We start from the raw sequence: 11,655 nt of genomic DNA, 5'->3' as shown, positions 1-11,655 counted from the left end.
CAGTCAACAGTTTTTTGTTATACAACAACACATTTTTTAATAAAGCTGTTTATTTCGGTGAAACTATAAAGTGAAACTTTAATCGGCGGAGAGCTATTCATCCCCACTAAGTATTAGCCCTAACCAATCGGGCTTTTACGGGCGGCCCGAATCCCAACCAACTTCTTTGCTTTAGGTGGGCGTCTTACTGCCCGCAAATAGCGGGATACAGTGAAATTTTGATTTGTAAAAAATTGATGGTGAAAAGACCGTGAAGGTGGGAATTTACTTATGTTTTTCTTATCTCTCTTGTTATTAGGCAGCGCTCTCTGGATTACAATCGACCTTTCATATGGGAGAATTGTTCATTTAAAGCGTGTACGTTCTCGTTCTTTCCCTTTACGTCAAAGTGATTTTCGCCTTTATACATATGGAAATGATCTATACGATGCTCTCTTTACTGATATAAAACAAGCTAAACACCATGTGCACGTTTTATTTTTTATTGTAAAAAACGATGATATAAGTCGTACGTTTTTAAAGTTACTTATCGATAAAGCACAAGAAGGAATTGAAGTAAGACTTTTACTCGACCGGTTTGGAAGTCATTATTTATCAAAAGAAGCGATTTACTCCCTACAAAAACATGGTGTCTCTTTTTCATTTTGTCATAAAGTGAAATTTCCTTTTCCTTTCTTTTCTGCAAATCAAAGAAACCATAGAAAAATTACAGTTATTGACGGGAAAATTGGTTATATTGGTGGATTTAACATTGGCGAGGAATATTTAGGGCATAATCAAAGGTTAGGGTTATGGCGAGATTATCATTTACGTCTTACAGGAGAAGGGATACAAGATTTACAAAAACAATTTTTACATGATTGGCTCGACGATACAGACCAAAATTTATTAGATTCATCTCTTTATTTTCCTACGCAACAGCCAGGGACCGTTCTACATCGTTTCATCCCTACTGATGGTGCCTATTTACAAAATACATTTTTACATTTAATCGAAAGCGCGAAAAAAGAACTCTTTATCGGTACACCATATTTTATTCCTGGAAAAAAAATTATGAATGCATTATTAAAAGCGCGAAAACGTGGGGTTCAAATAACTATTCTCGTTCCACAAAAGGCTGATCACGCCCTCGTTCGAGAAGCAAAATTCCCATATTGCCGAAAGTTAATACAAGCTGGTTGTAATATTTACGCTTTTCAGCAAGGATTTTTCCACGCAAAAATTATTATAGTAGACGATCATACTTGTGATATCGGAACTGCTAATTTCGATATGAGAAGTATATATATTAACCATGAAATCAATTGCCTTTTATACGATAAACATTTCATACAAGAAGTAAAACGTAAATTCGAGGAAGATTTGGGACGCTCCTCATTACTTTCCTTTGAAGATGTCAGCCCCCTCTCCATTATCGATAGAGGAAAGGAATGGATAGGAACGATACTCGCGTTCTTTTTATAGAGAAATTTCAAGAGCCAAGGAGGTGCATCACATATGATAATTCGATTTGGATATGTCTCACATGCTACGGCATTATGGGACTGTTCGCCTGCCAAAACAATGACATTTACAAGCTGGAAAAAGCTAAAAAAACAAGAGCGTGAAGATAAATTATATAATGTTACACTGCAAAATCTAGAACACACAATACGCATCCTTCATTACAATATTGCACACGAAATTCCATTATATCGTTTATCATCTTCTATCGTCCCGCTTGCAACACATCCTGAAGTTGAATTTGATTACATTCAAATATTTGCTCCACTATGGCGTAAAATAGGAGCATTAATTCAAGAACACAATTTACGCGTAAGTTTTCATCCCAACCAATTCACACTATTTACAAGCGACAAACTACATATTACAACTAATGCTATTACAGATATGACCTATCATTATAATGTGTTAAATGCTATGGGAATTGCAGATTCTTCCTACATTAATATCCATGTAGGTGGTGCGTATGGAAATAAGGAGAAGGCAATCGAACGTTTTCATGAAAACATACAAAAACTCCCTTACCATATAAAAGGACAAATGACTCTTGAAAATGACGATAAAACGTATACAACTTCTGAAACTTTGGCCATTTGTCAAAAAGAAAAAATCCCTTTCGTGTTCGATTATCATCATCACATAGCGAACCTTTGTAATGAACCGCTAGAAGAATTGCTTCCTATGATATTTAAAACTTGGTCACATACAAATGTCCTTCCTAAAGTTCATATTTCTTCTCCTAGATCAGAAAAAGAATTTAGGGCCCACGCAGATTATATTGATTTAGAATTTATTAAACCCTTTTTACACATTACAAAAAAAATTGATCATGATTTCGATATTATGATTGAAAGTAAACAAAAGGATTTAGCACTTCTTCAGTTAATAGATGAAATCTCTTCTATAAGAGGGATAAAAAGAAAAAATGGCGCAACGTTACAATGGTAAATTGTAACGTTGCGCTATTTTTTTCAAAAAAAAGTAATTTTTATAGTAAAAAACATCCCCGTTTGTATGCTATTATTTAGATTAGCATTTTCCCCTGAGATTCAACCTTATTGAAACGGAGTCATAATATGATTAATCAAAAAAAATATGTACAATTTGTCATGATGTATATAATTATATTTTCTCTTTGGATATTCCTTATCCCTAAGGATTTAAATATAAAAGAAATTGGAATTCTCTTCTTATTTTGTTTTGCTGCACTCTTTTCTTGCTATTGCTTATATAAAGCAATTAAAAAAATGAAGCGCGGTGATAAACTATTTTGGGTTTTACTACTATGTACTTGCATATGTGGACTAATTATGGAAATAACTTTATTTCTTCATTCACTTTCTATTTATGATCAAGTTATATTCTCATATGAATCACTACCTTTTTTCATCATACAATATATTTTGCTTTTTTCTGGCTTTGCTATAAAGTTTATAAAACATTACTCCATTAGGGGTCTTGCTCAATTTTCATTCGATAGCATATTCATTATTATTATGAATATTTATTTTACCTTAACCTTTATTTTAGATATTTCAAGCTTTCGTATGTTAACAAAGGACACGTGGATTTTGATTGGGTATTTTATCGCACAATCATTAGTAATTTACGCCGTTATTAGCCTATATAGAAGAGAACGGTATTCTTCTAGTAGAATCTCATTAATTATTGGCTTTACTATCATACTTGCATACGGATATATACATCTATTCCAATTAAAAATGGGAATGGGAACTTCTTCTGAAGTCTCTTATTTAATACATACTGCTTCGATTTTACTAATCGGTTTATCGTCCATACTGTACATTTTGGATAAACCAATGCAACATGAAACGAAAACGAAATATTATCGATTCGATTATGTACGCTTTATATTACCTTATTTTAGTATAATCATTACTTTTTCCTTTGTTGTTATTCAACCTTGGGATGATAAGTTCATGCTAATCGGTCTAGTATTATCACTAGTATTATTATTCCTACGACAACTTTACATGTGGAAAGATAATCAAGTATTAATCGATACGTATGAACAGTTGACTACACAACTAGAAGATGAAGTTGAAGAAGGCGTATCTGCCCTATCAAAAAGTGAACAACGTTATAAATCTTTATTCGAAGATCATCCTGATGCTGTTTTTTCTTTAAATATGAACGGGATTTTTCAACAATCTAATAAGGCTTGTGAAAGTTTATTTACAGCCTATTATTGTGAAGTAACAAGCTATTCTCTTCAACACTTCATTGATCCACAAGATCATGAATTATTGAAGAAATCTTTACAAATTACAAAAGAAGGTAGACCACAAACTCTAGAAATTCGTACAAAAGAAAAAGAAGGCTATTATTATCACCTTCACATTACATTCATCCCTATTTTTATAAATAAAGAAGTTGTTGGGATGTTTGGTATAGCACGTGATATTACAACTTTATATGAAAAACAAAAGCAAGTAGAGCATATGGCTTTCCATGATGCACTTACAGGACTACCGAATCGACGGAAATTCGAAAAAGATTTAAAAACGATTTTAAATCTAGCTCAAAACAACACTAATGACGTTGCGGTTATGTTCCTCGACCTAGATCGATTTAAAAAAATTAACGATCGACTCGGCCATGATGTCGGGGATTTATTATTAATTGAAGTAGCAAAAAGATTACGTGGATGTTTACGTTCAAAAGATATCGTTGCCCGCCAAGGCGGAGATGAATTTACGATTCTATTACCAGATATGTACTCTGAAAAAAGTGCTTCTTTTATAGCTGAACAAATTTTAACTATCTTAAATAAGCCTTACTTTATTAAAGATGAAGAACTTTCTGTTACACCGAGTATCGGAATTACAATGTACCCTGACTATGGAACCGATGTAACCGAATTAATGAAAAATGCAGATATGGCTATGTATCGAGCAAAAGCAAATGGAAAAAACAGATTCGTTTTCTTCTCAAAAGAAATGAGTATTGCGCAAAATGAAATACACTTCCTAGAAGGTGAGCTTTCAAAAGCACTACAACAAAATGAATTTTTCCTTGAATACCAGCCACAAGTAAACACAAAAACAAAACAAATTATCGGTTTCGAGGCGTTAATTCGTTGGAAACACCCAAAACTCGGAATTGTATCACCTGCCCAATTCATCCCTCTAGCAGAGGAGACAGGATTTATTATTGAACTTGGTAATTGGATCTTACGTACAGCCTGCTTAGAAGCAAAGAAGTGGCATAACCAAGGGTTTTCTCACTTAAAGGTTGGTGTGAATTTATCTGTTGTTCAATTTAACCGTTCAGATTTAATCCCAACTATTTCAAAAGTCTTGGAAGAAACCGAACTAAAACCGGAAGCACTAGATATTGAGATTACGGAAAGTATCGCGATTAATCAAAATCATTCTGTAATTGCTAAACTAGAAGAACTTCAAAATCTCGGTATTCAAATTTCAATTGATGATTTTGGAACTGGTTATAGTTCTTTAGCTTATTTAACGAAATATCCAATCAATACATTAAAAATTGCTCGAGAATTTATTTGTGGAATTACAAATAGCCCTTTAGAAGAAGCGATTATCGCTTCCATTATTAAGCTATCGAAAGAATTAAATTTAGAGGTTATTGCGGAAGGTGTAGAAACAGAAGAACAATGGAAGTTTTTACATGAACAAAACTGTGACCATATTCAAGGATTCCTCTTTAGCAAACCTGTTTCTAGTAAAGATGTTTGGATGTTACTCCACAAAAAAACAACCGTCTAAGTAAGACGGTTGTTTTTTAGTACTCAAAAGGTACATCTGAAGCTAATTGTATCTCTTGATCATTATAGGAAATCACTTGACTTTTCTCTAAAGCTGTATCTCCTAGTGAAATACCCCATGCCATCGCTAACGTTAATAGACTACCAATAAGTAGTTTTTTCATATTCCATCACCCACATTTTTTCTTTAAATATATCATGAAAATTTATCCATATCGTATGCAATTATGCATATTTGTTTTTTAGGTCTTTTTTATTTCTTCATTTTTTTTATAAGTGATTCTTTTAATGCATGGATTCCTAATATATCGAAAAAGAAGCACGCTTTTTCATAAGCATCTTCAATTTCTGCTCTATCACACTCTAGCTTTTCTAGGCATTCACCTTTTTGATAGTATAACTGTCCAATCAATGTCATACTATTAATTTGACACGATAGTTCAATGGCTTTATTTACGTGACAAAGCGCTTCTTCATATTGATTATCTAAGTATAATGCTTTTGCATGATTATGTCTCACCTTCACATCAAACTCTTTATTATCATGCAATGCCTCTAATTGTTTTAATATATTTTCAAATAACTCAATACTCTTCTTAAAATAGCCATTTTCAGCATAAATGTTTGCAATTGCGTTTTCAATATAAAGATTCTGATATACATCTATTCCTACCAATTGTTGATTGAGCAATTTCTTTAATTCTAAAATACAATAATCGTAATCGATTTTTTTCAATATGTAAGCAGCTACATGATATTGCCATTGAAGAAATTGCTCAAGCTCGGGATGATATTCTTCCTTCTTCAACTCATTCCATACCCTATTATAAATTTCTTTATATTTCTTTTGCTTACAAAGCATAATAATTTGATCTTTTAACTGCTTATTCCTCTCAATATCAGAATAAATGAGTACCTCATAAAAATGAATAATGGGAACTTGTAATTTCGCCGCAATACCTTGCAATATATCCATACTTGGGTATACCGCGCCCGATTCAATTCGGCTCACTTCCGATTGGTGACATATATTATCGGATAACCGTTTTTGTGTTAATCCTCTCATCACCCTAATTTTCTTTATTTCGCTTCCTAATTTTTCTGCGTGCATACTTACTCACCATCCCATTATAACAATCTAATTTTTTAAGTTGTCATACCACTACAATAATGTGAATTCGACAATTTTTGATATGAAATAATGCATAATATATATAAAATTCGGCAAATTTTTCATACAATCCATCTCACATAATATAATAGACTAGTAATTTTATAGATAAATTATAGAAAATTTGCCCGTGCTTTCGTTACATTCGGTCTTCTTTATCCTTTATCAGCAGAAGCTATTCACACCCAAGAATTAGATAAAAATGAAGTAAAAGTTGAAATTGCTCAGCCTAGTTTAACGATAAAAAAATTAACACAATCTCAAAATAATACGAAAAAAATATGGCGAAAAAGTATTTAAAAGATGAGATAAACGAGGCTAAAGCCCAACAAGAGTGAGTGACAACTGAAATGAATGTAGATTCCCAACCTACAAATAAAGATACAAAAGCAAATAAAACCGAAGTTCGCCTTGCACAAATTCACAAAAACTATAAAGTATATGGTCAAGATCTCATTGTAAAAGTAGATAAAAATGGAGTAATTACAACTGTTAGTGGCAAAGTTGTCCAAAATTTAGACCAACAACCTAATCTTACTATAACAAATTTTTTGTCGAAAAATGAAGCAAAATCTACATTACGTACTACACTTCAAATTCCAAGCGACTCAGCTGAGACGGAATTCTCTAGTGAAACCGTTGTTTATAAGAAAAAAGAAGTTTACCACTCATAGGTAAACTTCTTTTTATATCCATCCCTTTTCTTCCGCAATTGTAATTGCCTCAATTCTATTTTTTGCTTCCAGTTTCGCTAATACTTCAGAAATATAATTACGTACTGTACCAGGCGAAAGATAAAGCATCTTAGCAATTTCATTTGTAGTCTTTCCTTCTTTCGCAAGTAAAAGCACTTCTTTTTCACGTTCTGATAACGGATTTTTCTCCTGCCATAAGCCAAACATTAACTCCTGAGAAATCTCTCGCTTCCCTTTCATAACATTTCGAATTGCTGAAGCTAAATCTTCACTCGGGCTATCCTTTAATAAATACCCGTGAACACCAGCTTTCATTGCCCTTTCAAAATAACCAGGACGCGCAAATGTTGTTAAAATCATTACTTTACAAGATGATTTTTCTTTCTTTAAAATTTCAGCAACATCTAAACCACTTTGGATCGGCATTTCAATATCCATAATACTTATATCTGGCTTTAACGATTCAATTAATTTTAACGCTTCTGCACCATTCGCAGCTTGCCCAATTACTTCAATATCGTCTTCTAAATCAAGTAGGGCTCCTAATGCACCACGAAGCATTCGTTGATCTTCTGCAATAATAATTCGAATCATGCCCTCACCTCATCTTTTCCTGTTCTAATTACAATTGGAACTTTCACCGTTAACAGTGTCCCTGGATTGATCGTATCCAGTTCAACTATTCCATCAATAAGGGAAATCCGCTCCTTCATACCTCGAATACCGTTTCCATCATGACTTTGATTTTCCAAACCTACGCCATTATCTTCTACTTTCAAAATTAACTCACCCTGTGATTCTAATATAGAAACTGTACATGCCTTTGCCTTACTATGCTTCACGACATTCGTAACAGCTTCACGTAAACACATACCTAAAATATTTTGCTCAATTGGCGATAGCGAACTAGAATTAGCCTCTTGCTTTACTTCCAATTCAATATTGGCTGCTTGCAAAATCGCTTTTATTTGCTCAAGTTCTTCTTCCACTGTAATCATACGCATATCCGAAATTAACTCGCGCAGTTGTTTTAAAGCTGTACGAGATGTTTGTGTAATCTCCTTCGCCTCTATACTTGCGCGTTCTGGATTCTTCACAATCAGTTTCTCCACAAGCTGACTTTTTAAAGTAATAAGAGATAGTGTGTGTCCTAATGTGTCATGAAGATCTCTTGCAATTCGCTGCCGTTCCTCACGTTTTACTAAGTCTTTAATTTGTTCGTTTGCTTCGTTTAGTTGATTTTTCAACATCTTTTTTTGATTAAAATTACGCATTCCAAATGGCGTAAGAAGCATTAAAATAAACATCGGAACGATATTCACTAAACTCGGGATTGTTAGTTGATTAACATTTATAAATATAAAAGCCCCAAGCATTACAACTAATAAACATAACAACACACGAAATGCCTTCTTACTTGGCGCAAATCCCATCGCACTTGCCGTAAAAAAACCAAAGAATATCATGAAAGGATTATAAAATACGGCAAATAAACAGGTTAGTATCATTTGAATACACGCCCACAACACGAACGTCCTCTGAACAAAATAAAGTTGACGGTATGTGATAATGAAAACTATCAACATACCGATCCCTATTACAAGCTTCCATCCCGATACTTGTGTTAAATTATAAATTGGAAATAATAAATACACTAACCACATATATGGGAAGAAACCCATATGTTTCGGAAAAAACTCAAACCTCTTCTTCTCTATCATTTATACCGCTTCCTGTCTCTTTCTTATATATATTGATACTACAACAAATATAAGGAAATAACCTCCTAGTGCCGCGATATTTTCCCATCCAATTGATTTTCCAGCTACAATATCCCATGCCCCGCTACCAAAATGATATGTTGGTGTCCATTCTCCAATGGTTCTTAATACTTTTGGGAATACTTCAATTGGCATCCATAATCCGCCAACTACAGCTAAGCTCATATTTAAAATATTAGCCAGGCCAGCAGCTGCATCCGCCTTTTTGATCGAACCTATTACTGTTCCGAGTGCTAAAAATGGTGTCACGCCTAATAATAACCATAATCCGGCACCAATCCATTGGCCTATCGTTAACTCAACATTATTAATTAATATTCCTGCCATAAAAATAACTAAGATTGAAAAAGCATTCACTACTGTTTGAGCAATAATTTTAGCTGCTAAATATGCTCCCTCTGGAAGCGGTGTAATTTTTAACAAATGTGTCCATCCTTGCCCTTTTTCCTGAGAAAGTCTCACACCGAAACTAAAAAGGGCAGTCCCTACAATACTGAAAGTCGCCATTGAAATTAAATAATGTGCTTTCCATGCATCTCCGTTTTGCGGGACTTGAATAACATTTGTAAAGATGTAATAAAACATAACTGGCATTAATAATGAGAAAAAGATGAATAATTTATTGCGGAACGTACGTAAAACCTCTATTTTACATTGCATCCATAGTGCTCTCATGCGATTTCCCCCTTCTGATTTGCGACAAACTGTTCAAATGCTTCATCGAGACTTCCACGTTCAACTGAAATATCTGTTACAGGTAAGTTCTTTTGATAAATTGCTTGTAACGTGGCATCGGTATCCTCCGTTGTTAAAATAATCCGCCCCTCATTTGACTGTACTCCTGTTACATTCGGCAATTCCTTTAGCAGGCCCGTAGGGATACTTTCTTTTGAATAAAACGAGATCGTTTTTCGAGAAATCGTCGCTTTCATTTCATCCGGCGTACCATCTGCGATAATTTTTCCGTTTGCGAATAATAAAATACGGTCCGCTAACGCATCTGCTTCTTCTAAATAGTGCGTCGTTAAAATAATCGTTTTCCCTTCACTTGCTAACTTTCGAATCGTTTCCCAAAACACTTTTCGAGACGTAATGTCCATCCCTACAGTTGGTTCATCTAAAAATAATAAATCTGGATTTCCCGCAAGTGCGAGTGCAAAATTCAACCTTCTCTTTTGACCACCTGATAACTTTTCACATCTTTGCTTTCGCTCTGATTCTAAATTCGATAGCTGAAGTAATGTTTCTTTCGCTACTGGATTCGTATAATAACTACGGAATAACTCAATTGCCTCTTCTACTGTGATGCTGTCAATAACGCTTACTTCTTGCAACATCGCACCGAGGCTATTACGAACATCTCTATGCTTCGGGCTCTTTCCAAATATCGAAACATTCCCTTCTGTCGGATCTTTTAATCCGAGCATCATTGAAATTGTCGTTGTTTTCCCCGCACCATTTGGGCCGAGTAATGCTACTATTTGCCCTTTATTTACATGAAATGAAACGTTATTTACTGCTTTTTTATGTTTAAATGTTTTAGAAACACCATTTACTTCAATAATCTTTTCCATCTCTCCACCCCCGCCGTTTCTTATATTTACATTGTATGCGTTGGAAAAGTTAGGAAACAGTATGATGCGTCATGACATCCATATGACAATTGTCATGTATTCTTTATGAGAGGAATCAGCCTGCATACCGCATGCGAGTAGCAGTACAAAAACAAACATGATACAATCGGATAAGACATATATTCGAGGAAGGACAGTGGTTTTCATGATTATTCGTAATGAACAAGATTTAGAAGGTTTACGAAAAATCGGCCGCATCGTTGCACTTGCACGCGAAGAAATGAAAAAACAAGCGAAGCCAGGTATGACAACGAAAGAGCTTGATTTAATTGGTAAAAAAGTATTAGACGAGAACGGTGCTATTTCAGCGCCTGAAAAAGAATATAAATTCCCAGGTGTAACTTGCATTAGTGTAAACGAAGAAGTTGCTCACGGTATTCCAAGCGATCGCGTATTAAAAGAAGGCGATTTAGTAAACGTAGACGTATCGGCAGCACTTGACGGATATTATGCAGATACAGGTATCTCATTTGTTCTTGGTGACGATGAAGAAAAAGAAAAACTTTGCCAAGCAGCAGTAGACTCATTTTGGGAAGCAATGAAAAAAGTAAAAGCTGGCTCAAAACAAAATCAAATTGGTCGTGCTGTTTCTAACTTTGCACATAAAAGTGGATATAACGTTATTCAAAACTTAACTGGTCACGGTATTGGTCTTAGCTTACACGAAGCTCCAAACCACATCTTAAGCTACTATGATCCAATGGATAATGCGCTTCTAAAAGACGGTCTTGTTATCGCTGTAGAACCATTCATCTCTATGAAAGCTGATCATATCATTGAGCGCGGTGATGATGGTTGGACATTCGTTACACCAGATAAAAGCCTTGTTGCACAATGTGAACATACAGTTGTCGTCACTCGTGGCGAGCCAATTATTTTAACTCAACTATAATCAAAAATAGCCGTTTTGTAGATTCCTTCTACTAAAGCGGCTGTTTTTGATTATGTAACATCCCCATAAACAGAAAGCTTATAAAAATAAAAAGGTGATACATCAAAGTATCACCTTTTTAACGGGGTGAGGCTGTCCAAAAGTACGGAAAACTCTTGAACAGCCTCGTATTTTCATATGGATGCCTTACATATATCACTGATGATAATTATGAAATGCGGAAAC

General features: G+C 34.4%; 11 protein-coding genes. 5 read left to right on the top strand and 6 right to left on the bottom strand.

Annotated elements, in window-relative coordinates; translation table 11 throughout:
* The first annotated feature begins 270 nt into the window (after positions 1-270).
* The 3 genes from cls (at position 271) to ABH957_RS09850 (ending at position 5,258) form a co-directional block, all read left to right on the top strand.
* On the top strand, positions 271-1,464 hold the full coding sequence (cls, locus tag ABH957_RS09860) for a cardiolipin synthase (protein WP_215587108.1): 1,194 nt from the start codon (positions 271-273) through the stop codon (positions 1,462-1,464).
* A gap of 33 nt (positions 1,465-1,497) precedes the next feature.
* The gene (gene uvsE / locus ABH957_RS09855) at positions 1,498-2,451 is read left to right on the top strand and encodes a UV DNA damage repair endonuclease UvsE (RefSeq protein ID WP_404511086.1); all 954 of its coding nucleotides are present in this window, start codon (positions 1,498-1,500) and stop codon (positions 2,449-2,451) included.
* A 128-nt stretch (positions 2,452-2,579) separates the two neighbouring features.
* Positions 2,580-5,258 (top strand): DUF4084 domain-containing protein, encoded by a 2,679-nt coding sequence (locus ABH957_RS09850; RefSeq protein WP_404511084.1) that lies wholly within the window; start codon positions 2,580-2,582, stop codon positions 5,256-5,258.
* Positions 5,259-5,274: 16 nt separating this feature from the next.
* Here the strand turns inward: ABH957_RS09850 and ABH957_RS09845 are convergent, their stop codons facing one another.
* On the bottom strand, positions 5,275-5,421 hold the full coding sequence (locus tag ABH957_RS09845) for a quorum-sensing peptide PapR (protein ID WP_002016329.1): 147 nt from the start codon (positions 5,419-5,421) through the stop codon (positions 5,275-5,277).
* Positions 5,422-5,510: 89 nt separating this feature from the next.
* Positions 5,511-6,368, bottom strand: coding sequence for a helix-turn-helix domain-containing protein (locus ABH957_RS09840; RefSeq protein WP_002016331.1), 858 nt, complete (start codon positions 6,366-6,368; stop codon positions 5,511-5,513).
* Positions 6,369-6,778: 410 nt separating this feature from the next.
* Here ABH957_RS09840 and ABH957_RS09835 point away from each other — a divergent pair, with 410 nt between their 5' ends.
* Positions 6,779-7,102, top strand: a complete 324-nt coding sequence (locus tag ABH957_RS09835) for a bacillolysin (protein ID WP_050000808.1) — start codon at positions 6,779-6,781, stop codon at positions 7,100-7,102.
* A gap of 12 nt (positions 7,103-7,114) precedes the next feature.
* On the opposite strand, the gene ABH957_RS09830 is transcribed toward ABH957_RS09835, so the two are convergent.
* Genes ABH957_RS09830 through ABH957_RS09815 form a run of 4 tightly spaced genes read right to left on the bottom strand, consistent with a single transcriptional unit; the run spans position 7,115 to position 10,478 of the window.
* Entirely contained in the window at positions 7,115-7,717 is a 603-nt protein-coding gene (locus ABH957_RS09830; RefSeq protein WP_404511083.1) for a response regulator transcription factor, read from the bottom strand.
* Entirely contained in the window at positions 7,714-8,844 is a 1,131-nt protein-coding gene (locus ABH957_RS09825; protein ID WP_201057092.1) for a sensor histidine kinase, read from the bottom strand. Before ABH957_RS09825 ends, ABH957_RS09830 begins: the two co-directional genes overlap by 4 nt.
* The gene (locus ABH957_RS09820; protein WP_404511081.1) at positions 8,845-9,579 is read right to left on the bottom strand and encodes an ABC transporter permease; all 735 of its coding nucleotides are present in this window, start codon (positions 9,577-9,579) and stop codon (positions 8,845-8,847) included.
* Positions 9,576-10,478: an ABC transporter ATP-binding protein gene (locus ABH957_RS09815; RefSeq protein WP_002034877.1), complete on the bottom strand. Its 903-nt coding sequence runs from the start codon at positions 10,476-10,478 to the stop codon at positions 9,576-9,578. The genes ABH957_RS09820 and ABH957_RS09815 overlap by 4 nt, the downstream gene beginning before the upstream one ends.
* 157 nt (positions 10,479-10,635) lie before the next feature.
* On the opposite strand from ABH957_RS09815, the gene map reads away from it, so the two are divergent.
* The gene (map, locus tag ABH957_RS09810) at positions 10,636-11,430 is read left to right on the top strand and encodes a type I methionyl aminopeptidase (RefSeq protein ID WP_016121123.1); all 795 of its coding nucleotides are present in this window, start codon (positions 10,636-10,638) and stop codon (positions 11,428-11,430) included.
* Positions 11,431-11,655 lie beyond the last annotated feature (225 nt).

Source organism: Bacillus sp. RC242, assembly GCF_044908245.1.
Classification (GTDB): Bacteria; Bacillota; Bacilli; order Bacillales; family Bacillaceae_G; genus Bacillus_A; species Bacillus_A mycoides.
This window is presented reverse-complemented; position numbering and strand designations above follow the sequence as displayed.

Bases quoted from the DNA above. Each gene is read 5' to 3' on its own strand.
- ABH957_RS09840 (WP_002016331.1), bottom strand. From the start codon at position 6,368: ATGCACGCAGAAAAATTAGGAAGCGAAATAAAGAAAATTAGGGTGATG.
- ABH957_RS09835 (WP_050000808.1), top strand. From the start codon at position 6,779: ATGAATGTAGATTCCCAACCTACAAATAAAGATACAAAAGCAAATAAA.
- ABH957_RS09845 (WP_002016329.1), bottom strand. From the start codon at position 5,421: ATGAAAAAACTACTTATTGGTAGTCTATTAACGTTAGCGATGGCATGG.
- cls (WP_215587108.1), top strand. From the start codon at position 271: ATGTTTTTCTTATCTCTCTTGTTATTAGGCAGCGCTCTCTGGATTACA.
- ABH957_RS09815 (WP_002034877.1), bottom strand. From the start codon at position 10,478: ATGGAAAAGATTATTGAAGTAAATGGTGTTTCTAAAACATTTAAACAT.
- map (WP_016121123.1), top strand. From the start codon at position 10,636: ATGATACAATCGGATAAGACATATATTCGAGGAAGGACAGTGGTTTTC.
- ABH957_RS09850 (WP_404511084.1), top strand. From the start codon at position 2,580: ATGATTAATCAAAAAAAATATGTACAATTTGTCATGATGTATATAATT.
- ABH957_RS09830 (WP_404511083.1), bottom strand. From the start codon at position 7,717: ATGATTCGAATTATTATTGCAGAAGATCAACGAATGCTTCGTGGTGCA.
- uvsE (WP_404511086.1), top strand. From the start codon at position 1,498: ATGATAATTCGATTTGGATATGTCTCACATGCTACGGCATTATGGGAC.
- ABH957_RS09825 (WP_201057092.1), bottom strand. From the start codon at position 8,844: ATGATAGAGAAGAAGAGGTTTGAGTTTTTTCCGAAACATATGGGTTTC.
- ABH957_RS09820 (WP_404511081.1), bottom strand. From the start codon at position 9,579: ATGAGAGCACTATGGATGCAATGTAAAATAGAGGTTTTACGTACGTTC.